Source organism: Haloechinothrix sp. LS1_15, from assembly GCF_033042135.1.
In the GTDB taxonomy this organism is placed as follows: Bacteria; Actinomycetota; Actinomycetes; order Mycobacteriales; family Pseudonocardiaceae; genus Haloechinothrix.
On the sequence record NZ_WBXM01000014.1, the window covers coordinates 37,642 to 60,124 of the forward strand.

Genomic DNA, 22,483 nt, shown 5'->3' on the forward strand with positions numbered 1-22,483 from the left:
GTGTCCCAGCGCACGATATGGGGTGTCGGCGAGCCAGACATGGGGGGTCCTGGTGCCCAACACGGGGTGTCGGTGCCCTGGACACGGCGAGGCAGAATGGCGCGCATGTTACCGACGACCGAGTTCGCGCTGCTGCGGCGGATCGCAGGCGAGCAGGCGACCAACCGGGTCCCCTCGCTGGTCGCCGCGATCGTCCGGGACGGGGAGATCGCGTGGTGGGGCGCGCGAGGCCACCTCGCCGACCGCGTCGAACCCGACGCCGACACCCAGTACCGTATCGGCTCCATCACCAAACCCTTCATCGGCATGCTGGTGCTGCGGCTGCGAGACGAAGGCGCGCTCGAACTGAACGACCGCCTGGAGACCCACCTGCCCGGCACCGACTTCGGGCACCTGACCGTCGCCCAGCTGCTGTCGCACACCTCGGGGCTGACCGCGGAATCCCCCGGCGACTGGTGGGAGCGCAGCAGCGGTACCAGCTGGGACGAGCTGGCCGCCCGGCTCGACGGGAACGACGTCCGGCACCGGCCGGGCGCGCGGTTCCACTACTCCAACGTCGGGTACGGCGTCCTCGGCGAGCTCGTGGCCCGACTGCGCGGCACCAGCTGGTCCGAAGCGCTACGCACCGAGCTCCTCGAACCGCTCGGCATGCACCGCACCACGCCCGCCCCGGAGGGCAAGCACGCCACCGGCTGGGCGGTCCATCCGTTCGCCGACGTGCTGCTGCCCGAGCCTGCGCACGACGCGGGAGCCATGGCCCCCGCCGGCCAGCTGTGGTCCACCCTCACCGACCAGGCGCGCTTCACCGCCCTGGTCGGCGGACACACCGGCGGGGTGCTGTCGCAGGACACCATCGCCGAGATGCGGATGCCGCAGGCCGTCGACAGCGGCGGCGACCCCAACAACGCCTGGGCGATGGGGTACGGCCTCGGCATCCAGCTGGCCAGGAACCAGGGCCGGGTGCTGGCAGGCCACACCGGTTCCATGCCGGGCTTCCTCGCCTCGTCGATGATCGACCCCGTCACCGGCACCGGCGCGGTGGCCATGGCCAACACCACAGCGGGCCCGGCCATCCTCGGCCTGGTGCTCGACCTGATCTCGCTGGCCGACGAGCTGGAGCCAGCCCTGCCCGCCCCCTGGCAGCCCGCCGAGACCGACCCGGCGCTGCTGCCACTCACCGGCCTGTGGCACTGGGGGCCCGCGCCGTTCTACCTGCGCGTGCTGCCCGGCGGGTGGCTTCACCTCGGACCGGCCAGTGGCCCAGGGCGGGCCTCGCGGTTCCGCCCACTTGGCGACGACCGATGGGAAGGGCTCGACGGCTACTACGCCGGGGAGATCCTCCACGTGGCGCGCACCACAGACGGCGCGCCGCACCACCTCGCGCTGGCCACGTTCATCTTCACCCGCACCCCGTACGACCCGGAAGCGCCGATACCGGGCGGTGTCGACACCGGCGGTTGGCGCGCGTGACAGACTAACGCCATGACCGATGCCGCTGAATTGACGCTTCCCGAGGACATCAAGCCTGCCGACGGGCGGTTCGGTTGCGGTCCTTCCAAGGTCCGTACCGAGCAGCTCGCCCACCTCGCCGAGGAGGGCGCCGCTGTGATGGGCACCTCACACCGGCAGAAGCCGGTGAAGTCGCTCGTCGGCCGGGTCCGCGCTGGCCTCCGGGAACTGTTCAACCTCCCTGACGGGTACGAAGTGCTGCTCGGCAACGGCGGAACAACGGCGTTCTGGGATGCCGCGGCCTTCGGTCTGGTTCGGGATCGCGCACAACTGTTCACCTACGGCGAGTTCTCCTCGAAGTTCGCCAAGGTCAACCAGGGTGCGCCGTTCCTGTCCGACCCGATCGTGGTCTCCGCCGAGCCGGGGACCGCGCCCGAGATCACTTACCAGCCCGGTGCCGACCTCGTCGGCTGGGCGCACAACGAGACCTCGACCGGTGTCGCCGTCCCGGTCCGGCGCCCGGCGGGCAGCGACGGTGCGCTCGTAGCCATCGACGCCACCAGCGCCGCCGGTGGCCTGCCGGTAGCCGCGGAGGACTTCGACGTCTACTACTTCGCGCCGCAGAAGTGCTTCGCCTCCGACGGCGGGCTGTGGGTGGCGCTGTGCTCGCCAGCCGCGGTCGAGCGCATCACCGAGATCGGCGAGTCCGATCGCTGGGTGCCGGAGTTCCTGTCGCTGACCACGGCGCTGGACAACTCCCGCAAGGACCAGACGTACAACACCCCGGCGGTGGCGACCCTGCTGCTGCTCGCCGACCAGATCGAGTGGATGCTGGCAGGCGGCGGGCTGGACTGGGCGACCAACCGCACCGCGGAATCCGCACGCAGGCTGTACGAGTGGGCGGAGAAGTCCAGCTACGCCACGCCGTACGTGACCGAACCCGAGCACCGCTCCCACGTGGTCGGCACCATCGACTTCAACGACGACATCGATGCCGCCCAGCTCGCCGCGACACTGCGGGCGAACGGGATCGTCGACGTCGAGCCGTACCGCAAGCTGGGCCGCAACCAGCTCCGGGTGGGTATGTTCCCGGCCATCGAGCCGGACGACATCAGCGCCCTGACCCGCTGCGTCGACTGGCTCGTCGAGCGCACGAGCTGATCCGGCGCATAACCTGCCTGGCACCGTGGTGGCGTCGCGAAACGCGGCGCCACCACGCTGTGTTCGGGGCCGGTCACGGATAAGTCGCGTTCCCTCCGGCGTGCCTGCGAGGTCAAGCCGACTCGCCGACCTACCCTGTGCTTGCAGTACGTAACGTCGCGGGAGGCGGGAGATGCGCACGCTCAGGGTTGTCGGGTTGGGAGAGGACGGTACGTCCGTCGTCTGCGAGGACCCGGGCACCAGGGAACAGTTCCGGATCCCCGCCGACGACCAGCTCCGCGCCGCCGCTCGCGGCGATGCCACCCGGTTAGGACAGATCCAGATCGAGATGGAAAGCCACATGCGGCCACGCGAGATCCAGGCTCGCATCCGCGCAGGGGAAACCGTCCAGCACGTGGCCTCCAGCGCGGGAATACCATTGCAGCGCGTGGAGCGGTTCGCCCATCCCGTGCTGCTGGAACGCTCCCGCAACGCCGAGCTGGCCCAGCAAGCGCACCCGGTACGCGAGGACGGTCCCGACGTACGCACGCTCGGCGAGGTCGTCGCCCATGCGTTCGGACTGCGCGGTCAGGACTACTCGCACGCCCAGTGGGACTCCTGGCGTGGCGACGACGGCAAGTGGGTGGTGCAGCTGTCCTGGCAAGCGGGCCGCTCGGACAACAGCGCGCACTGGGTGTTCACCCCAGGAGCGCACGGCGGCACCGTCGCGCCGATCGACGAGCACGCCGAGGAACTGCTGAACCCGCACTCCTACCGGGCACCCCGTAACCTCCGACCGGTCGTCCAGGGGCCAGGCGCGCGCCCTGACGACGCCTTTCAACCACCTCTCGGTCCGGTCAACGACGGCGGGGACGGCGACTACGGGCACGACTACCTCCCACACGCCGGGGAGCTCGCAGGCAACGGCAGCGCCGCGGGCAGGGGCGCGGGGGCGGCCGACGACGATCCGGAGGGTGAGGACGACACCACCGAGTTCCCGGCCGTGCCCTCCGGCGCCGCCGGGCCCCCGCAGCGTGACCCTGGCGATGTGCCGGGCTCGCCGGTCACCAAGCGCAAGAAGCACCACCCCGTGGTGCCCGCCTGGGAGGACGTGCTGCTCGGCGTGCGATCACAGCGCGGCGGCTGACGCACGCTCCGGTTACAGGGCAGCGACCAGCAGCGCGATCCAGGAGAACGCCAGGCCCGCGGTGGCGCCGAGGCACATCCAGCGCAGTACCGGAACCGACTTGCCAAGCCACAGCGACGGCGCCAGTCCCACGGTGACCACCAGGGCCGCTCCCAGCGACAGCCACCCCGGCTCGCCCGTGGCCCCGCCGAGGGCTAGCATCCCCACGATCACGATCGCGCAGGTGAACGCCGACACGGTAAGCCCAGGGCCCCACGGCGGCGGCTCCCCTGGCGACCGGCGGAACAGCCTGCTTCCGCGCGGACTGGCGTGTCGCGGGCCGGTGCCGGTATGGCGTGGCTCGGGGACCGCCACGCTGGTTTGCCCCGTGACCGGGTCCACCACATGGACCGGGGTATGGATTCGTGAGGCGACGCGACCCGCGAGCTGGCGGCCCCGCCGGGAGATCATGCCGATGGCGTCCTCCCCAGGGGCTTCCAGTTCGGGGTGCTGCCCGCGGGCGCCCTGCTGCACCGCCGCGGTCACCCGAGCCCACTCGTGCAGTGCGGCGGCGAGCTCGGCACCCAGCGGCAGGCTCTCCGGCGCGAACTCCCGCGCACCGTTACCGTGCTCGCCGTGCTCGTCGCTACCGTGCTCACCGCCGCGGTCGCCTGCTGCCCGCTCGGCGAGCACCGCGCGCCCGTCTCGGACCCGCAGCTCCACCCGTGCCTCCGTCATTCGACCCGATCGCCCACACCAGCGACGCCGTTGCCCCTCCCGGCGTTCACCGTAGCCCCCGCCGCGCAGTCATCGCGCGTGAGCTCATAGAAGGCGATCGCACCCGCGGTGGCGATGTTGAGCGAGTCCACATCCCCCAACATGGGGATGCGTACGGCGGCGTCGGCCGCGCCGATCGCCTCGGCCGACAGGCCGTGCCCTTCGGAACCGAGCAGCACCGCCACCCGGTCGCCCGGGTCGCCGTGGTCGAGGAAGTCACCGATATCCACCGCGCAGGCAGCCGGGGTGAGCGCGGCGATGCGGAAACCCCGCTCGCGCAGCACGTCGAGCCCGCCCGGCCAGTGCGGTAGCCGGGTGAACGGCACCAGCAGCACGTGCCCCATGGACACCCGCACGCTGCGCCGGTACAGCGGGTCGCTGCAGCCGGGGCCGAGTAGCACCCCGGTCACACCGAGCGCCGCCGCGTTGCGGAACAGCGCCCCGAGGTTCTCGTGATCCCCCACGCCTTCCAGCACCGCCACCCGACCACCGCGTTCGGCCAGCGCCTCCGGCGAGGGCGGAGTGGCGCGATCGGCGACCGCGAGCACACCCCGGTTGAGGTGAAAGCCGACCACCTCGGCCATCGTGCCCGCGTCGGTCACGTAGGCCGGGACATCCACACCCGCCAGGTCGGCTGCGAGATCGTCGATGCGGTCGGGCACGCCGAGAAGCGCGCGCGGCGGGTACGGCGAGGCGAGCAACCGCCGGATCACCACCGTGCCCTCGGCGATGACCAAACCCCTGCCGCCGGGACGATCGGGCCGTCGATCCGCCCGCGTCAGGTCCCTGAAGTCGTCTACCCTGGGATCGGTGCTGCTGGACACCGCAACCAGCTCGGCCATGGCCCGAGTATCCCACCAGGGTATGGCGGCCACGACGGTCGCGGCTTAGTGGTTCCACGGTTCCGCGAACGAATTGACTCCCTAGTGCCTGATAATCCCGGATTAATAGAACGGTAAAGAACGCACAGAGTAATTGTTGCTGTGTCCGAATGCACCAGTTTGGCCGCTAGCAGCTACCCCCGCGCGTGTGTCACTCTGAGCCTTCGGGGTCCGCCACAGGAGTGCCATCAGGAGTGCGTGACAATACAGTGAGTGATGGTCGAGGTGAGTGGTGACAATTCGCTGCGGCGCAGCATCCGATACTGAATACCAGCACGACGACGTTTCGAACGCGGGAGTTCGCATCCTCGACAGCGAACAGCGCGAACAGCGCGAATACTACAAGCACAACGATCACAGCGGGTATACCGGACAGCGTGAGCTGGACGGCGAGCTGGACGGCGAGCCGGGTGGTGAGGTCGACGGCGAGCCGAGCGGTCCAGGAACACGAACCGAGCAGCAGCCGCGCATCCCGCGACAGGTGGGACCGCAGGCCACACCCGGATCCGGCGGGCACCCAACGTCTGCCACCCCGCAGGACCGCATGCGCTACCGGGACAAAGTGCACCGCTGCCTGGATGCACTCGAACGGATGCTGGCCGACGGCAGTTTCTGCTTCCCGCACAAACACATCGGGCTCGAACTCGAGCTCAACCTGGTCGACTCCGCACTCCGCCCGGCGATGAGCAACGACCACGTACTCGAATACCTTGGCGGGAACACCTTCAGTTGCGAACTCGGTAAGCACAACCTGGAGCTGAACGTGCTGCCCCGGCCGCTGGCCGGCGATTCGCTGGGCGCACTGGAACGCGACCTGCATGGCTACCTCACCTCGGCGAGCGAGGCTGCCGAGAACATCTGTGGCGGCATGGTCGTCATCGGTATCCTGCCCACGCTGACCGACGAGCAGTTCAGCACCCACTGGATGAGCGGCAACCCGCGCTACCAGCTACTGAACAACGAGATCATCGCCGCACGGCGGGAACTACCCAGGCTCGAGATCGACGGCACCGCGCTGCCGGGTCGGTCGGCCGAGCGGCTGCACACCCACACCGAGACCATCCTGCCGGAGTCCGCAGGCACCGCGGCACAGTTCCACCTGCAGGTCGGCCCCGAGGACTTCGCGCCGTACTGGAACGCAGCCCAGTGCCTGGCCGGGGTACAGCTCGCCCTCGGCGCCAACTCCCCCTTCCTGCTCGGCAAGGCCCTCTGGCACGAAACCCGGATCCCGCTGTTCCTGCAATCCACCGACACCCGCCCCGAGGAGTTCCGGGCCCAAGGGGTCCGCCCGCGCGTATGGTTCGGCGAGCGCTGGATCACCTCGATCTTCGACCTGTTCGAGGAGAACGTGCGGTACTTCCCGGGCCTGCTCACCGAGACCGACCCGGAGGATCCGCTGGAGACGCTGGAGGCGGGCCGCGTGCCACAGCTCACCGAGCTGCGCACCCACAACGGCACGGTCTGGCGGTGGAACCGGCCGGTGTACGACGTGGTGGACGGCACGCCGCACCTGCGGATCGAGAACCGGGTCCTTCCGGCGGGTCCGACCGTGCTCGATATGCTGGCCAACGCCGCGTTCTTCTACGGAGCCCAGCGCGCCCTCGCCGACGCCGAACGACCGCTGTGGTCGCAGATGTCGTTCGACGCCGCCGAGCAGAACCTGTTCGCAGGCGCAAGAGACGGCATCCACGCGCGGCTCTACTGGCCGGGTACCGGTTCGGTGCCTGCCGACGAGCTGGCGCTGCGGGTGCTGCTCCCCCTCGCCCACGAGGGGCTACTCGCCTCCGGCGTGCCCACCGAGGCCGCTGACCACTACCTCGACGTGCTGGAGCGGCGCTGCGTCGCCCGCCGCACCGGATCCAGCTGGCAGCGCGATGCCGTGCTCCGCCTGGAGTCACGCGGGATGAACCGGGAAGCCGCGCTCGAGGTGATGCTGGCCGAGTACGTCGACAGGGCAAGCGACGGGCGTCCGGTTCACGAGTGGGATCCGGTGTAAAGCTTCGGTCCACGATAGATCCGAAATTTTGTCGACATATCGCCAAAAATACCGTTGTGGGTGACGTCGCAGGCCCTTACCTCCTACCCCGTTCGCCTGACCACAGGCGTGCTACTAGGTTGGCGGGTGGACAGATCGGTAAGGACTCTCATGAGATTGAGGAGGGCGCATGGCCCTGTACGAGCTTCCTGACCTGGACTACGACTACGGCGCGCTCGAGCCGCACATCTCCGGCGAGATCAACGAACTGCACCACAGCAAGCACCACGCGACCTATGTCAAGGGTGCCAACGACACCATGGACAAGCTCGCGGCCGCGCGCGAGGCGGGCGACTACGGCGCCATCGTCGGCCTGGAGACCACCCTGGCGTTCAACCTCGCGGGCCACGCTAACCACGTGGTGTGGTGGAAGATCCTCTCCCCGGAGGGCGGCGACAAGCCGACCGGCGAGCTCGCCGCGGCAATCGACGAGAGCTTCGGCTCCTTCGACAAGTTCCAGGCCCACTACGAGGCCGCTGCCACCACCATTCAGGGCAACGGCTGGGCCGCGCTGTCCTGGGACCCGATCGGCAAGAAGCTGATCATCCAGCAGCTGCGCGACCACCACAACAACATGGCGCTGCCCACCGTGCCGATCATGATGACCGACGTCTGGGAGCACGCCTTCTACCTGCAGTACCGCAACGTGAAGGCCGACTACGTCAAGGCGCTGTGGAACGTCTACAACTGGGCCGAGATCGCCCGGCGCTTCGAGGACGCCCGTAACGGCGGCAACGGCCTGCTGCTCCGCTGAGACAGCGCCGACCGTCTCACGGCAAGCGAAGCACCTCGGGGACAGCACGGGAGGACCGCGTACCAGTACGCATAGCACAGGGTGCCGCCGCGATCTCGATCGCGGCGGCACCCTGCTCGTTCCCGAACTGACTGCCGCTCCCACCACGAAGCGGGCACATATAAGGTTAGCCTAACCTCATCACGAACACAAGATGAGGAGGCCGATCGATTTCGCCCGCACCGGGTGTCGCCCGCCGGGCGCCACTGCTGGGCGTTACTGCGCGGCCATGCGCTCGATGATCTCCGCGGCCCGGTCCAGTACCTCGCGCTCGTCCTGCGTCAGCTCAGACAGCCGCTCGTCCAGCCAGGCTTCCCGCACGGAGATGTTCTCGTGCACATACTCCAGGCCGCGCGTGCTGAGCTCGACGATGGCCTGCCTGCGATCGGTCGGATGCGCCGTCCGGGCGATGTAGCCCAGCTGCTCCAGCGCCACGATCACCCGGGTCATCGAGGGGGGCTGCACGCCCTCTTTCGCCGCGAGCTGCCCCGGCGTCATCGGGCCGCACTTGTGCAGCGTCGACAGCGCCGATAACTGGGTGAGCGAGACATGCGTGGACAGCCGTTGTGCGCGCAGCCTGCGATTCAACCGCACCACGGCGAGCCGCAACCGGCTCGCCAGACCTCGATCGTGCCCAGCTTCGGCCATCTCGTCAGCTTACCTATCCCACCCCGGTAACCTTCCCGGTGTGGTCGACTCACCCGAACGGCAGTTGCCGCCCAACTTACCCAAACGGCTCACGGACCTCGGGCCAGCACTGGTCGTGGGCAGTGCGGCGTGGGCTGCCGCGCTCATCACCATCATTGTGCTGTACACGCTCGGTTACGACGTCGGCATCTGGCTGACCACCACGATCGCCGGGCTGGTACTCGGCGCCGTCGGCATGTCACTGGTCGCCTGGCAACGCTACGCATCCAGGAAAGGACGGCGCGGGGCCCAGCGCGGCCTGTGAGGGCCGCGACCCCGGCTCCCGTCACGGGCACTCGGTAGCGGCCGCCTGCTACCCAGCCTGCCCCGTGTCAGGAGTCGATCTCGAGCCGGGAATCGTCGTAGACCAGATCGGCCACCGGCACCGCGGCGGCACCGCTCACCTCGATCTCGGAGTGCGCACCACAGCCGTACTCGACGTGCACCACGTGACCGTCGGCGGGCGCGACGTCGTTGCCACACACCCCGAACGCCGCGCGCAACGACCCGGCGAGCGGCAGGTAGAAGCCACAGGTGCCGCACGGCTGCGGGGCGCTGCGCGCCATGTCCGAACGTGGCCCGAACTCACCCGCGCGCCACCGGGCAGCCGCGGCCAACCTGCCGGTCAGGGACATCACCCTCGCACGCCCCAGCCCCGGCTCCACGACCAGCTCGTCCAGCTCGTCGTCACCGGAGGCGATGTGCCCAGGAACCAGCCGGTCGTCGTCCTCGCGTGTCGGCAGCACGTCCCCGATGCCGAGGTCACCGGGGCGTACCCGGCGCTCCCACGGCACCCATTCCTTGGCAACCAGCGCGTGTGGTCCCGGTCGCAGCATCACCTCGCTCACCGTGACCGGCAGGTCCTCCCCGGCACCGGCGACCGTGACGTGCCACTGCCAACCGCCGTATCCCGGCACGGTCGCCTCGAACCGGTGCGTCACGCTGGCGTCGTCCTCGTACTCGACACCGACGTACTCACCGACGACCGCATCGGGATCGTATCCCCGTTCGGATGCCTCTTCCCACGCGGCAGACCGCGACACATCCACGGCATCGATCAGCCAGGATGCCGGTTGCGGTCCGGGCCGCGGGGGAGCGGTCGGCGTGGAAGTCATACCGGTCAGGATAGTCGTATCGTCATCGCGATCACCGCCTGGCGCTCCTGCCGCACGCTGTCGACGTGCCATGCTGGAACCGTGCGAACCACCACGCGGGTTCCCTGGTTGCTGCACGCCGCCTGCTGCCTGGGAATCGCCTTCGGGATAGCCGCCTGCAGCACTTCCGAGCCGCGAGCCGCTCAGGCGCCGGAACAGCTGCGCGCGGACGTTCTGGAGACGCTTCCACATGACCCCACCGCTTTCACACAGGGTTTTGAGATCGCTCACGGCATACTCTACGAAAGCACCGGGATCGTAGGTGAATCGGATGTCCGCGCCACCGACCCGGCCACCGGCGAGATCCTCGCCAGCGAGGAGCTGCCTCCCCCGTTGTTCGGTGAGGGCCTGACCGTCATAGACGACCGCCTCTGGCAACTCACCTGGAAATCGGAGATCGCGATCGAGCGCGACCGGCACACCCTGGAGGAGATCCGCCGGGTCGGCTACGAAGGCGAAGGGTGGGGCCTGTGCTATCAGGACGAGCGCGACCGGCTCGTCATGAGCGACGGCTCCGACACCCTCACCTTCCGCGATCCCGATACCTTCGCCCCACTCGACGAGGTCGCGGTGCACGCGGCAGGCGAGCCCGTCACGCAGCTCAACGAGCTGGAGTGCGTGGACGACCGGGTCTACGCCAACGTCTGGAAGAGCGACGTGATCGTCCGCATCGACCCCGGAACCGGCGAGGTCACCGCCGAGATCGATGCCTCGGGGCTGCTCGAACCCGACCAGGAGGACGACGCGGACGTGCTCAACGGCATCGCCGCCATCCCAGGCACCGACCAGTACCTGCTCACCGGCAAATTGTGGCCCTCGACGTTCCGCGTACGGTTCGTGCAGGCAGGCGACGGCGTGTAGCGCAGGTCTCGGCATGCGAGCCCCCTACCGGCACGCGGCGCCGCTGCCCGTAACCTCGCTGGCATGGCTCGAGGTGATGCCCGGTCACGCACGATCGTCACCGTACGCACCGCCGTGACGTCCTCGCGGGCGCGCATCGTCGCGGTCAGCGGCGCCGCCGCGCTCGCGCTGGCGGGATGCGGCGAGGTGGGACCGCCCGACATGACGGTGTACTCGGACGGCGAGACCGTCACGGTGGAGCCGTCGACCTACTGCGATGTCCACGTCACCGAGTGCGACAGCGGCGAACCGGACGAGCACACCCTGCCCACGCGCCCCGGCGAACCCGCGCAGATCTCGGTGCCCGGCGAGGTCGCCGAGACGCCCTGGCTGGTCAACGTGCAGGCGGCCGATGCCGACGGCACACCACTGCCGATCGAGCAGGAGTTCTTCTCGCCGGGAGAGTCGTACGCCTTCACCGCCGAACCGCCGAGCCCGGAGGCGACCCTGCTGGTGGTGGAGGTGCAACAGCTCGGCGCCGCCTACGCGGCCGACCAGGCTGGCGAGCCGATCCTCGACGAGCAGGGGGCGATGCAGGCGGTGGCGCGCGGGATCTGGCCCATCACCTTCGAACCGCGTGACTGAATACCCGGCTCGCCCCTAGCAGGCTGACGCCTCACGGGTCGAGATCACGCGCGACCGCGCGCATCACTTCGGCGATCTTCTTGGTGTACTTGCGCTCGGGGTACCGCCCTTGCCGCAGGTTGGGCTGCACGCGGGCTTCCAGCAGCTTGATCATGTCCTCGACCATGCCGTGCAGCTCTTCGGCGGGCCGCCGCTGCGCCTCGGCGACCGACGGTGGCGCGTCCAGCAACCGGACCGACAGCGCCTGCGGGCCGCGCCGACCGTCGGCGACACCGAACTCGAGTCGCTGACCCGACTTGAGCGAGTCGACCCCCTGAGGCAACGCGGATTTGCGGATATAGACATCCTCGCCCCCGTCCTGGGTGACGAATCCGAAGCCCTTCTCCGCGTCGTACCACTTGACCTTGCCGGTCGGCACTGCACTCACCGTTCCTTCGTTCCCGTAACCGTCATACCGAACGTGCCGCGGCGCCACCGCCCGGCGCACCGGCGCGGCCACAGTGACCGCCTACCGACACGCACGACGAACGCGCCCCGGAGGGTATACCCACCGGCGCGCGTTACTTACAGCTTATCGCGGTTCGCTCCGGCAGGAGAAACCATTAGTCTGTATGCCATGTCCGCCCCGATCAGTAACCCCGAGCATACGGCCTCCCGCGACCGCCCGTCCCGCATGATGGTCACGGCGATCGCGCTGTTCGCGATCGGGTTACTCGCGGTGGCCGTGGTGTTCGGGCTCTACGCCTTCGGCCATACCGAGTTGCCGCTGTGGCTGAGTGTGACCGCCGTCGGGTGCACCTCGGCCGGTTTCGGTCTCGGCCTGATCACCCTGGTCAGGGAGGCACGCTCGCAGCGCGTAACGCACGTCTGAAGCGCCACGACCCGCGAGGTGACCTACAGGTTACGCAGGCCACGCAGCACCCGCTCCATGAGCTCCAGGTTCGGGCCGCTCATCGCGGACGCGTCCTGGTGATGCACCGTGACCATCCCGTCCTCGGCCATGGAACCGACCAGCGTTTTCGCCACCCCCAGCGGGACGGCCAGCAGCGCGGCGATCTCGGTCACCGAGCGCGGCTGTTCGCACAGTTCCAGGACCCGCCGGTGTTCCTCGCGCATCGAGTCGGGGTCCGCCACCGCGGCATCGGTACGGGCGCTGACCAGGGTTTCCAGCGCGAACTCGACCGTGCTTCCGGTGCGCCCGCCGGTCCAGACATAGGGGCGTACCCACGATCCCGCGTCACCGGTGTCCAGCTCGCTCTCACCCGGATCCTCGCCGTACTCCACGACCGCGGTGGCCGTGGCGTCCGCGCCAGCCTCAGTGGGTTCAGCAGGCGCAGCGGCTTCGGCAGGCTCGATGGCCTCAGTGCCGTCGCCCGCAGGTTCGGCGGCAGACGACTGTTCGTCGTCCGCCTCGGGATCTCCCTCGGGATCCTGATACGCGCGCTCGGCGGCGTCCTCGCTCGGCTGGTCCGCGACCTCTGGGGCGCCCTTTCGCTTCTGGTCCTCCGGCTCTGGCTCGGCCGCCGGGACCTGTTCGTTTCGCTCCTCGGCGGTGGGTCCGGCAGCGGGGGCCTCGCCGTCCTCGGCATCGTCTACCGCGACGTCTGCGGTCTCCCCCTGCTCCGGCTCGACCTCACGGTTCCCGGTGGCGTCCCCGGGCTCGCCGCCCGGCGTGATCGGCGCATCGTCGCCCTCGGCGACCTCGGCACTGCTCACGGACGCGACTGCTGGCTCGGCGTCGTCCGGACGCTCATCTGCCGGCACGTCCCCTCACTCCTCACGCGATGCTCGCCTGCGGCAGAAGGGGTTCTCCCCCTCCCGGGACACCTCCCGGCCCTTCTGCGTCTCCGTTCACTCCATAACCCGATCGGACGATCGTAGTCGAGCGGCTACGTGGCGTGCCATCCTCACACGTTGCAGTTTCCTCACGGGTTACCCACGGGACCGGCAACGCCGGACGAGCCGGTGGGATTCGCCCGGTCCCCTACCGTCAACCCTCCCACGGCAGCTCCACAACCAGGCACGGACCGCCTGCGAAAACGCCTGCGTCGATGCCGAGCACCAGCCCACCCGCGTAGAGGTGCGGTCCGCTGATGTCGGCCGGATCCAGCCCGACCTGGTCGGCGATCACGCTGTGGCCGTGCACGATCCGCGAGCCACCCAGCCGGGAGAGCACCTGTTCGGCCGCTTGCGGCCCACCCTGGCCGCGGAAAGCGTAACGGGTGGTGAGTCTGCGCCACACCTCCCACCACTGCTCGGCGTCGTGGCCCTCCAGCACAGCACGCACGCCGTTGTTGATCTCCTCGACATCGAAGCCCCAGCGGAAGTACTCCAGTGTGTCCGAGTGCAGCAGCAGGTGTCCCGCCGCGTGAGCCAGCAGCGGCCTGCCGAGTAGCCATTCCTCGTGCCGCTCGGTCAGCCGTTCCAGATCGGAGAGCTGCCCGCCGTTGACGACCCAGCTCGCGGCGAACGTGCGCCCCGCCACCCCGGGGGAGACCTCGGTGTCGCCGAACCGGTAGGTACCCAGCAGCAGGATCTCGTGGTTGCCGAGCAGCGCCTGCACCCTACCGCCCTGATCGGGGGCCTGCTCCTGCAACCGCATCACCAGATCGATGACCCCGATGCCGTCGGGCCCCCTGTCCACGAAATCCCCCACGAACCACAGCTCGGTGTCACCGCCTACCCAGTCCTCCTCGTCATCCACCAAGCCCTGTTCCCGCAGGGCGTCCACCAGCGGCTCCCGGTGGCCGTGGACGTCACCCACCACGTAGACGGGCGGCTGATCATCGCTCACCCTCCCGACGATAAGCCCCGCCGCCCACCCCCGCGCCGCACGAGCGGGGATCTAACCCGCCGCGGTGACGGCCGGATGCACCTCGACCGCCGTAGCCTTCACCGCGACACCGACGGCCCGGCCCGGCTCCAGACCCAGCTCCGCCACCGCAGTCGGGGTGAGATCCGCCGCGATGCCTGCGACCCAGGCGTGCTCCGGATGGTCGGGGTGGGCGGCGAGCCGCACCCGGACCACCGAGCCGTGCGGCTCCACGGCGCCAACCAACGCGTTCGCCAGGTTGCGCTGGCTGCCCACCACCTCGGGGACCCGACCGTCTGCCCGGCAGGCCCCTCGGTAAACCACGACCGCGCTCGGCGCGAACACCGCGACGGCGGGTTGTGCTCGCACCGCGTCCGGCGCGTGCATCCCAGCCAACATCGTGCCGGGCAGGGTGCGCAGGCCGCCGTCGACCGCGTGGCCGGTCACCAGATTCAGCCCGGCGATGCGTGCGGTGAAGCCGGTGCGCGGGGCGGCAAGCGCCTCCCCGGTCCGCCCCCGTTCCACCACGGCGCCGCGCTCCAGCACGATGATCCTGTCAGCCAGTGCCAGCGCATCCAGCGGATCGTGGGTGACCAGCAACGCGCACGTGCGGCTCCCGTCATGCCGCAGGACTTCCCGCAGCAGCGAGCGCATCGCGGGCGCGGTCTCAGCGTCCAGTGCGGCCAGCGGCTCGTCGAGCAACAACAGCTCGGGGGAACGAGCGAGCGCCCTCGCCAGTGCCACACGCTGCGCCTGCCCGCCGGACAGCCGCGCCGGTTTGCGGTCGGCGAGCGTGGCGAGGTCGAGCCGCTCCAGCCACTCGTCGGCCACCCGGCGAGCCGCACGCTTTCCCGCACCGCACGCCCTCGGTCCGAACTCGACGTTGCCGAGCACCGACAGGTGCGGGAACAGCAGGGGCTGCTGTCCGAGCAGCCCGACGCCCCTCGCGTGCGGTGGGACGTGCACGCCCGCGTGGCAGTCGGTCAGCGTGCGCCCGCCGAGCCGGACCGTGCCGTACTGCGGCCTGCGCAGTCCCGCGACGCAGTCCAGCAGCGTGGACTTGCCAGCCCCGTTCGGCCCGAACACCGCGATGACCTCCCCTTGTTCCGCCTCCACCTGTGCGGACAGCGTGAACCCGTCGCGGCGTACCCGCACCTCGGCAGTCAGCCCCGCCATCCCAGTCGTCACCGTCACGGCCCCTCCCGAAGCGAGCGTGGCCGGGCAACCGCGATGACCACGACGGCGATCACGATGAGCAGCAACGACAGCGCGATCGCGCTGTCGACATCGGATTCGGACTGGGCGTAGACCTCGAGCGGGAGCGTTCTGGTGACCGCCTGGAGGCTACCCGCGAAGGTGATGGTGGCGCCGAACTCGCCGAGCGCCCGCGCGAAGCTCAGCACCGCTCCGGACACCAGGGCGGGCAGCAGCAGCGGACAGGTCACCCTCCGGAACACCGTCCACGGTCTCGCCCCGAGCGTCGCGGCAACACGCTCGTGCTCGGCACCGCCGGAACGCAACGCTCCCTCCAGGCTGACCACCAGGAACGGCATCGCCACGAAAGTTTGCGCGATGACCACCGCCGCGGTGGTGAACGGCACGCGCACACCAGCGACGACATCGAGCAGGTACCCGAGGAAGCCGTGCACCCCGAACAGGTACAGCAAGGCCAGCCCACCCACGACAGGAGGCAGCACCAGGGGGAGCAACACAACGGTGCGCAGCAACACGCCGACACGGCCGGTGGTTCGTGCCAGCACCACGGCGAGTGGCAGGCCGAGAATGACACAGGCCACAGTAGACAGCGAAGCCGTCAGGACGGACAGCCGTAACGCGTGCCACGAAGCCTGCGAGGTGAGCAGCTCGGGCAGCCTGCCGATATCGGCACGCAGCAACAGGCCCGCGACAGGGAGCGCGACAAGGGCGAGGGCGACCCCGGCTGGCACCCACAGCAGCGGCGGCACCGCCACCGGCACGCTGCGCCCCGCACCCCTCGTTCCAGCGCCTGCCGCGCTAGCCATCGGGCACCTCGAACCCGGCCTCGGCGAACACCGCACGCCCGTGCGGCCCGAGCGCGAACCGCTGGAACTCGGCGGCCAGCTCCGGCTGCGACGCGTCGGCGGTGACCGCGATCCGGTAAGGGGTGATGGCCGCGGGCGTGTCCGGCACCGGGACGGCGTCGACCTCGCCTGCCGCCGCGCGCACGTCGGTGCGGTACACCAGCCCAGCGTCGGCCTCACCCAGCCGCACCTTGTGCAGCACGGCCTTGACGGAGAGCTCCTCACTCGATGGCCGTAACTCGACGCCGTCCTGCTGGAGCACCCGTCGGGTGGCCCTGCCGCACGGCACCTGCGCCGCACAGGTCACCACGTGCAGGTCGGCGCGGGCGAGGTCGGTGACGTCGTCGATGCCCTCCGGGTTGCCTCCCGCTACCGCGATCACCAGGTGGTTGCGCACCAGCTCGGCCGGTTCCGAGTCGATGCGGCCCGCGGCCACGGCGACCCGCATCGATTCGGGGTCGGCCGCTGCGAACACGTCGGCACGCGCACCCTCACGGAGCTGATGGGCCAGCCGCGCGGAGCCGCCGAAGTTGACGCGTACCTCCACGCCAGGGTGCTCGGCGGCGAAGCGTTCCTCCAGCGTGCCGAACGCCTCGGTGAGCGAGGAGGCGGCGAAGACGGTCAGCACGTCACGGTCGCCTCCCGGGGTGCACCCGGCTGCCAGCAACGCGGTGGCCAGCGCCACCGAGGCGAGCGCGGTGACCGCACGGGACGTCATCGCCCGCTCCGGCCTGCGGCGGTCTCCACGACGACGGTGGTGGCTTTGACCACGGCCACCGCGAGCACCCCGGGACGCAACCCCAGCTCGGCCACGGCCTCGGCGCTCATCAGCGAGACCACTCGGTGCGGCCCGGCCTGGATCTCCACCTGGGCCATCACGCCATCGGCGCGCACCTCGGTGACCAGCCCCTCGAACTGGTTGCGTGCCGACCGGGAGATCGCGGTGTCCCCGCCAGCGCCCTCCCGCCGTGCCGCGCGCCTGGCGAAAGCGGCCAGCTCGGCGCCGTCGATGACCTTGCGACCAGCGCTGTCGACATCCGAGGGCAGCTGGCCGGAGCGCACCCAGCGCCGGATGGTGTCGTCGCTCACACCGAGCACCTTGGCTGCCTCGGCGAACCGGAAACAGGTCATCTGCAGATGCTATCTCCGCATCTGCAGATAAACTAGTGGACAAACGTCCGCTTACGCGGATCTAAAGCCACCGGACTTCCCGCACATACCGACCCACGCCACCACCTGGCCGGATACCGATAGTCGCCCGATCGCTGTGACCCCGATCATCAGCAGTTGACGGCAGCCGGATACGATCACTGCCCATGAGCAGCGACCCGGCGGGCAACCCCGGCACGATCACCGTGCGGGTGCGGTTCTTCGCCTCGGCCAGGGCCGCTGCCGGAACCGAGCGGGAGACCGTGGAGCTGCCCAGCGGTAGCACCGTCGCCGATGCCGTCGAACGGCTCCGCTCGCACCACTCCGCGGAGCTGGACCGCGTGTTGCGAGTGGCGAGCTTCCTGGTGGACGGCGTCGCGGTGCGGGACGGCGCCACGCCCCTCGGCGCCGACGTGGAGCTGGATGTTCTTCCCCCGTTCGCAGGCGGTTAACGAAATTTGCGCACTTTTCGCCACTACGCCGCATATGCCGGATTCCCCGAGCGCGGCACGAACGGCCCAGAGGTCCAAATCGACGTGATGCATCCCTCACTTAGGGTGAAAAATTTCGAGACGGACACGGTTCGGTAACGGCGGCCTGACCTGCGAATATATCGGGATCGTCACAAGTTTTGGCTCGTTACAGTGATCCAGATCACATAGCTCTCGATTTCCGATCTTGAATCTCGCTACGTACTGTCGTCTCCGGTTGGCCCCGACCAGCCAGGAAAGACCCGGGGAGCCGTGCGCCAATCCCTGTCCTGCGGCCCCCGGATCCATACCCCGAGCGAGAGCAAACTCCGGGACAGGGAGCGGGGAGCGATCCCCGAGCGCAACGCGGCGCGGAGGAATGACGATGCCACATGTCTTACCGAGCCAAGCACCGCAAGACATCAACAGCTACCCGCAACATCGCTCGCGTCGCTGTCGCGAGCCTGGCATTCGGCGCACCGCTGGCAGTGGCCGCTACCCCGGCCCAGGCACAGAGCGTCAACTGGGACGCCATCGCCGAGTGCGAGAGCAACGGTGACTGGAGCATCAACACCGGTAACGGTTACTACGGTGGACTGCAGTTCGCCCTGAGCACCTGGGAGGCCTACGGCGGCACCGGTATGCCGCACGAGGCATCCCGTGCGGAGCAGATCCGCATCGCGGAGAACGTCCTCGAGGGCCAGGGCATCGGCGCATGGCCCGTCTGCGGGCAGTACGCCGGCTCCGGTGCCAGCCACCAGGGCACCAACACCGGCGGCGCCGAGCCAGCCCCGGAACCGCAGGAAACCCAGAGCACCGAGCCACAGCAGGCTGCTCCGGAGAAGACACGCATCGCAGAGTCGAACCCTGACGGTGACTACACCGTCGAGGAGGGCGACACCCTGTCCCAGATCGCCAACGCCAAGGACATCGACGGCGGCTGGGAGAAGCTGCACGAGCTGAACGAGGACTACATCGGCGACCCGGACTTCATCCTGGTGGGCCAGAAGATCGCCACCGAGAGCTGATGCTCCGACCGCTGATCACGGTCATCCGAGCGTGATATAGCCACGCGCCTCCGGCGCGCGGCCCGAGGCCCCATCGCCCTGCCCGGCGGTGGGGCCTCCTCATGACCACACCGCCCCGGCGAGGGGGCGAGCCGAAGGGGTCCCCCGGTGCCCTATGTGTACCGAAGGGTCCCTTCGGCTCGCACACGGCGCGTGTGATCAGGGGGAGTTGACCCACTCATCGGTGCCGTCTGCGAAGACCTGGTGCTTCCAGATTGGGAGGCGCTGCTTGACGGTGTCGACCAGGTCGGAGCAGGCCGCGAAGGCCTCACCTCGGTGGGCGGCCGCCACGGCGCAAGCGAGCGCGACATCACCGATGTCGAGCGAGCCGATACGGTGGCTCACCGCGACCGACCTGACCTGGGGATGGCGCCCGGTCACCTCGGTGACCACGGCCTCAAGGGTCTCCTTCGCGCTCGGATGACCCTCGTAGAACAGCGAAGACACCTGCTTGCCGCTGTCGTGGTCGCGGACCGCGCCAGCGAAGCTCACCACGGCACCGGCGGAGCGATCAGCCACCAGTGCACCGTGGCCCTCCGCCGTGATCGGCTGCTCGGTGACCTCACACACCGGGACCGCCACCGGCGAGTCGCCCGCGACCGAGCGCTCGCCCGCGTGTTCCTGCCGCGGGTGATCCCCTCCCGCCAACTGCTCGAGCGCGTGCTCCAGCACGCCGTCCAGGACCGCGAGGCCGTCACGCACCCCACCGGTCGAGCCGGGGAGGTTCACCACCAGGGTGCGACCGGCCACCCCAGCGGTGCCGCGTGACAGCACGGAGGTGGGCACCCCAGGCAGCCCGGCGTCCCGCACCACATCGGCCAGACCGGGGATCTCGTAGTCCAGCACCGCGGCCGTGGCCTCCGGGGTGCGGTCGGTCGGCGAGATCCCGGTACCGCCCGTGGTGATCACCAGGTCGGCCCCCTCGGCGACGCACTCGCGCAACGCCTCGGTCACCGCCTGCCCGTCGTGCACCACGACCGGCGAGGGCACATCGAAGGACCGCTCGGCCAGCCAGCCGACGATGATCGGGCCGGTACGGTCCGGATAGACGCCGTCGGCGGCCCGGTTGGAGGCCACCACCACCCGCGCGCTGTAGCCCATCTCTACCGCCCTTCCGGCCGCGTCCACACCCCGGACTTGCCGCCCTCCTTGCGTTCCAGGCGCACCCCGTCGATCGTCGCCGCAGCGTCCACCGACTTGACCATGTCGTGCAGCGCGAGGCAGGCGACGCTCACCGCGGTCAGCGCCTCCATCTCCACGCCGGTGCGGTCGGTGGTGCGCACCGTCGCGGTCACCCGCACCTCGCGGTCGCCGAGCTCGAAGGCGACGTCCACGCCCGAGATGTCGATCGGGTGGCACAGCGGGACGAGGTCCGGGGTGCGCTTGGCACCCATGATCCCCGCGATCCGCGCCGTGGCCAGCGCGTCACCCTTCGGCAACCGGCCACCCGACAGCGCAGCGATCACCTCGGGCGTGGTGCGTAGCGCCCCGGCGGCCACCGCCGTACGCGCCGAGGTGGCCTTCTCCGACACGTCGACCATCCGGGCCGCACCGGTGGAATCCAGGTGGCTGAAGTCACTCACGCCTAGCAGGATAGTTCCGGCCCGCCGCTCACCCGCCGGCGGCTACCTGCTTGACCGCGTCCGCCACGGCGGGCGCGACGGCGGAGTCGAACACGCTCGGCACGATGAACGAGGCGTTCAACCGCTCCCCGTCGACCACGTCCGCGATCGCGTTCGCGGCCGCCACCAGCATGTCGTCGGTGATCTCGTGGGCGTGGGCGTCCAGCAGGCCGCGGAAGAAGCCAGGGAAGGCCAGCACGTTGTTGATCTGGTTCGGGTAGTCGCTCCGGCCGGTGGCCACCACCGCAGCGTGCTTGTGGGCCTCGACCGGGTCGATCTCCGGGTCGGGGTTGGCCAACGCGAACACGATCGCGTCGTCGGCCATGCTGGCGACGTGCGTGGCATCCAGCAGGTTCGGCGCGGAGACCCCGATGAACACGTCGGCACCGACCAGCGCGTCGTGCAGGCTGCCGGACCGGCCTTCCGAGTTGGTGTTCTCCGCCAGCCACCGAAGGTTGTCGTGCAGGTCGTCGCGCTCGGTGGTGAGGATGCCCCTGCTGTCCACCGCGATGACCTCGGCGGGGCTGAGTCGGTTGAGCAACCTGATGATCGCCGAGCCTGCCGCGCCGGTGCCACAGACCACGACCCTGCAGTCGGTGATCGATTTGTTCACCACGCGCAGGGCGTTGCGCAGCGCACCGAGCACCACGATCGCGGTGCCGTGCTGGTCGTCGTGGAAGACCGGGATATCCATCGACTCGCGGAGCCTGGCTTCGATCTCGAAGCAGCGCGGCGCGGAGATGTCCTCCAGGTTGATCCCCGCGTAGCCGGGGGCCAGCGCCCGCACGGTGCGGATGATCTCCTCGGTGTCCTGCGTGTCCAGGCAGACTGGCCAGGCGTCGACGCCTGCGAACTTTTTGAACAGCGCCGCCTTGCCCTCCATCACCGGCAGTGCGGCGGACGGGCCGATGTTGCCGAGCCCCAGCACGGCGGAGCCGTCGGTGACCACCGCGACGGTGTTCCGCTTGATGGTCAGCCTGCGCGCGTCCTCCGGGTTCGCGGCGATGGCCTGGCAGATCCGCGCGACGCCCGGGGTGTAGGCCCGGGACAGGTCGTCACGGTTGCGCAGCGCCACCTTCGAGGAGACTTCCAGCTTCCCGCCGAGGTGCAGCAGGAACGTCCGGTCCGAGACCTTGCGCACGTGGACGCCGTCGAGCTCCTCCAAAGCATGGGTGACCTCGCTGGCATGCCCTTCGTTGAGCACGTTCGCGCTGATGTCGACGACGATGCTGTCGGGGTGCGACTCGACGATGTCGAACGCCGTGAGCACCCCGCCCGCCTTGGTCACGGTGGACGTGAGATCCCCGGCGGTGCTGACCGCGGCGGGCGCCTCGACACGGACGGTGATGGAATATCCAGGTCCTGGAACAGCCATGCGTACCTCGTATCAACGTGATCCGGTGGTTGTGATTTAAACCCTATCCTTTTAGCCACCACCGGCCGAAGCAGGCGTCGTTACGAAGATCACGGCCGCACAGCTGCGTCGCGGCGACTCAGGACCGGTTGATCTCGGTCTCCGGGTGCTCGTACGGGACTGCGTCCAGCGGGAAGGTCACTTCGCCGTAGGGGGACAGCGCACCCTGTTTGTCCGCGGCGAGTTCGGAAACCGGCATCTCGCCGTCGCCCAGCCGCGGCCAGTCGGGATCGATACGGTCGGGATCAACCTTCTTGCTGTTCGCCACGATCTCCTCCGCAAGGGTTCGGTTCCTACTCTCCAGTTTGCCGTATCGCGGGCGCGCGGTGGCAGCGAGGTTCCCGCGGTGGTGGGACCCACCA

26 protein-coding genes are annotated in these 22,483 nt (G+C 69.5%); 11 read left to right on the plus strand and 15 right to left on the minus strand.

The genetic code is table 11. The features are described 5' to 3' along the window. Window positions 1-105 precede the first annotated feature (105 nt). The 3 genes from F8178_RS18085 to sepH all read left to right on the plus strand — a co-directional run bounded on the left by F8178_RS18085 (window position 106) and on the right by sepH (window position 3,736). Window positions 106-1,470, plus strand: coding sequence for a serine hydrolase domain-containing protein (locus F8178_RS18085; protein WP_317496028.1), 1,365 nt, complete (start codon window positions 106-108; stop codon window positions 1,468-1,470). A gap of 12 nt (window positions 1,471-1,482) precedes the next feature. Then, complete coding sequence (gene serC / locus F8178_RS18090) at window positions 1,483-2,610, plus strand: phosphoserine transaminase (RefSeq protein WP_317496029.1); 1,128 nt, start codon at window positions 1,483-1,485, stop codon at window positions 2,608-2,610. A gap of 172 nt (window positions 2,611-2,782) precedes the next feature. Beyond that, a complete protein-coding gene (gene sepH / locus F8178_RS18095) occupies window positions 2,783-3,736 on the plus strand; it encodes a septation protein SepH (protein ID WP_317496030.1) in 954 nt (317 codons plus the stop codon). 12 nt (window positions 3,737-3,748) lie between these two features. Here the strand turns inward: sepH and F8178_RS18100 are convergent, their stop codons facing one another. Together F8178_RS18100 and F8178_RS18105 are read right to left on the minus strand one after the other, a co-directional pair. Further along, the gene (locus F8178_RS18100) at window positions 3,749-4,453 is read right to left on the minus strand and encodes a DUF2537 domain-containing protein (protein ID WP_317496031.1); all 705 of its coding nucleotides are present in this window, start codon (window positions 4,451-4,453) and stop codon (window positions 3,749-3,751) included. After that, window positions 4,450-5,334, minus strand: a complete 885-nt coding sequence (locus tag F8178_RS18105) for an RNA methyltransferase (RefSeq protein WP_317496032.1) — start codon at window positions 5,332-5,334, stop codon at window positions 4,450-4,452. Before F8178_RS18105 ends, F8178_RS18100 begins: the two co-directional genes overlap by 4 nt. Before the next feature lie 583 nt (window positions 5,335-5,917). On the opposite strand from F8178_RS18105, the gene F8178_RS18110 reads away from it, so the two are divergent. Further along, window positions 5,918-7,369: a glutamate--cysteine ligase gene (locus F8178_RS18110; RefSeq protein WP_317496106.1), complete on the plus strand. Its 1,452-nt coding sequence runs from the start codon at window positions 5,918-5,920 to the stop codon at window positions 7,367-7,369. Window positions 7,370-7,538: 169 nt separating this feature from the next. Then, window positions 7,539-8,162 (plus strand): superoxide dismutase, encoded by a 624-nt coding sequence (locus tag F8178_RS18115; RefSeq protein ID WP_317496033.1) that lies wholly within the window; start codon window positions 7,539-7,541, stop codon window positions 8,160-8,162. A gap of 255 nt (window positions 8,163-8,417) precedes the next feature. On the opposite strand, the gene F8178_RS18120 is transcribed toward F8178_RS18115, so the two are convergent. Further along, entirely contained in the window at window positions 8,418-8,849 is a 432-nt protein-coding gene (locus F8178_RS18120) for a MarR family transcriptional regulator (protein ID WP_317496034.1), read from the minus strand. Window positions 8,850-8,889: 40 nt separating this feature from the next. On the opposite strand from F8178_RS18120, the gene F8178_RS18125 reads away from it, so the two are divergent. Further along, the gene (locus F8178_RS18125) at window positions 8,890-9,153 is read left to right on the plus strand and encodes a DUF2530 domain-containing protein (RefSeq protein ID WP_317496035.1); all 264 of its coding nucleotides are present in this window, start codon (window positions 8,890-8,892) and stop codon (window positions 9,151-9,153) included. Window positions 9,154-9,220: 67 nt separating this feature from the next. Here the strand turns inward: F8178_RS18125 and F8178_RS18130 are convergent, their stop codons facing one another. Next, on the minus strand, window positions 9,221-10,003 hold the full coding sequence (locus tag F8178_RS18130) for a DUF3027 domain-containing protein (RefSeq protein ID WP_317496036.1): 783 nt from the start codon (window positions 10,001-10,003) through the stop codon (window positions 9,221-9,223). Between the two features lie 81 nt (window positions 10,004-10,084). Here F8178_RS18130 and F8178_RS18135 point away from each other — a divergent pair, with 81 nt between their 5' ends. Further along, window positions 10,085-10,903, plus strand: coding sequence for a glutaminyl-peptide cyclotransferase (locus F8178_RS18135; protein ID WP_396345766.1), 819 nt, complete (start codon window positions 10,085-10,087; stop codon window positions 10,901-10,903). 63 nt (window positions 10,904-10,966) lie between these two features. Continuing rightward, window positions 10,967-11,527, plus strand: a complete 561-nt coding sequence (locus F8178_RS18140) for a DUF2771 family protein (RefSeq protein WP_317496037.1) — start codon at window positions 10,967-10,969, stop codon at window positions 11,525-11,527. Window positions 11,528-11,558: 31 nt separating this feature from the next. Here the strand turns inward: F8178_RS18140 and F8178_RS18145 are convergent, their stop codons facing one another. Beyond that, window positions 11,559-11,945, minus strand: coding sequence for a cold-shock protein (locus tag F8178_RS18145; protein WP_317496108.1), 387 nt, complete (start codon window positions 11,943-11,945; stop codon window positions 11,559-11,561). Between the two features lie 198 nt (window positions 11,946-12,143). Between F8178_RS18145 and F8178_RS18150 the strand changes: the two genes are divergently transcribed. Next, window positions 12,144-12,398, plus strand: coding sequence for a hypothetical protein (locus tag F8178_RS18150; RefSeq protein WP_317496038.1), 255 nt, complete (start codon window positions 12,144-12,146; stop codon window positions 12,396-12,398). A 23-nt stretch (window positions 12,399-12,421) separates the two neighbouring features. Here F8178_RS18150 and F8178_RS18155 read toward each other — a convergent pair whose 3' ends face one another. The 6 genes from F8178_RS18155 to F8178_RS18180 all read right to left on the minus strand — a co-directional run bounded on the left by F8178_RS18155 (window position 12,422) and on the right by F8178_RS18180 (window position 17,530). Further along, window positions 12,422-13,291: a DUF742 domain-containing protein gene (locus F8178_RS18155; RefSeq protein WP_317496039.1), complete on the minus strand. Its 870-nt coding sequence runs from the start codon at window positions 13,289-13,291 to the stop codon at window positions 12,422-12,424. 226 nt (window positions 13,292-13,517) lie between these two features. Further along, complete coding sequence (locus F8178_RS18160; RefSeq protein WP_317496040.1) at window positions 13,518-14,321, minus strand: metallophosphoesterase; 804 nt, start codon at window positions 14,319-14,321, stop codon at window positions 13,518-13,520. Window positions 14,322-14,372: 51 nt separating this feature from the next. Next, window positions 14,373-15,515, minus strand: a complete 1,143-nt coding sequence (locus F8178_RS18165; protein WP_317496109.1) for an ATP-binding cassette domain-containing protein — start codon at window positions 15,513-15,515, stop codon at window positions 14,373-14,375. Between the two features lie 14 nt (window positions 15,516-15,529). After that, the gene (locus tag F8178_RS18170; protein ID WP_317496041.1) at window positions 15,530-16,360 is read right to left on the minus strand and encodes an ABC transporter permease; all 831 of its coding nucleotides are present in this window, start codon (window positions 16,358-16,360) and stop codon (window positions 15,530-15,532) included. Then, a complete protein-coding gene (gene modA / locus F8178_RS18175) occupies window positions 16,353-17,117 on the minus strand; it encodes a molybdate ABC transporter substrate-binding protein (protein ID WP_317496042.1) in 765 nt (254 codons plus the stop codon). The genes F8178_RS18170 and modA overlap by 8 nt, the downstream gene beginning before the upstream one ends. Next, complete coding sequence (locus F8178_RS18180; RefSeq protein ID WP_317496043.1) at window positions 17,114-17,530, minus strand: TOBE domain-containing protein; 417 nt, start codon at window positions 17,528-17,530, stop codon at window positions 17,114-17,116. The genes modA and F8178_RS18180 overlap by 4 nt, the downstream gene beginning before the upstream one ends. 185 nt (window positions 17,531-17,715) lie before the next feature. Between F8178_RS18180 and F8178_RS18185 the strand changes: the two genes are divergently transcribed. Then, complete coding sequence (locus F8178_RS18185) at window positions 17,716-18,000, plus strand: MoaD/ThiS family protein (RefSeq protein WP_317496044.1); 285 nt, start codon at window positions 17,716-17,718, stop codon at window positions 17,998-18,000. 410 nt (window positions 18,001-18,410) lie between these two features. Next, a complete protein-coding gene (locus tag F8178_RS18190) occupies window positions 18,411-19,046 on the plus strand; it encodes a transglycosylase family protein (protein WP_317496045.1) in 636 nt (211 codons plus the stop codon). Window positions 19,047-19,244: 198 nt separating this feature from the next. Here the strand turns inward: F8178_RS18190 and F8178_RS18195 are convergent, their stop codons facing one another. The 4 genes from F8178_RS18195 to F8178_RS18210 all read right to left on the minus strand — a co-directional run bounded on the left by F8178_RS18195 (window position 19,245) and on the right by F8178_RS18210 (window position 22,389). Beyond that, the gene (locus F8178_RS18195; RefSeq protein ID WP_317496046.1) at window positions 19,245-20,186 is read right to left on the minus strand and encodes a molybdenum cofactor biosynthesis protein MoaE; all 942 of its coding nucleotides are present in this window, start codon (window positions 20,184-20,186) and stop codon (window positions 19,245-19,247) included. Between the two features lie 2 nt (window positions 20,187-20,188). Next, entirely contained in the window at window positions 20,189-20,668 is a 480-nt protein-coding gene (gene moaC, locus F8178_RS18200; RefSeq protein WP_317496047.1) for a cyclic pyranopterin monophosphate synthase MoaC, read from the minus strand. Window positions 20,669-20,696: 28 nt separating this feature from the next. Beyond that, the gene (locus tag F8178_RS18205; RefSeq protein ID WP_317496048.1) at window positions 20,697-22,082 is read right to left on the minus strand and encodes an NAD-dependent malic enzyme; all 1,386 of its coding nucleotides are present in this window, start codon (window positions 22,080-22,082) and stop codon (window positions 20,697-20,699) included. Between the two features lie 118 nt (window positions 22,083-22,200). Next, on the minus strand, window positions 22,201-22,389 hold the full coding sequence (locus F8178_RS18210) for a hypothetical protein (RefSeq protein WP_317496049.1): 189 nt from the start codon (window positions 22,387-22,389) through the stop codon (window positions 22,201-22,203). Window positions 22,390-22,483 lie beyond the last annotated feature (94 nt).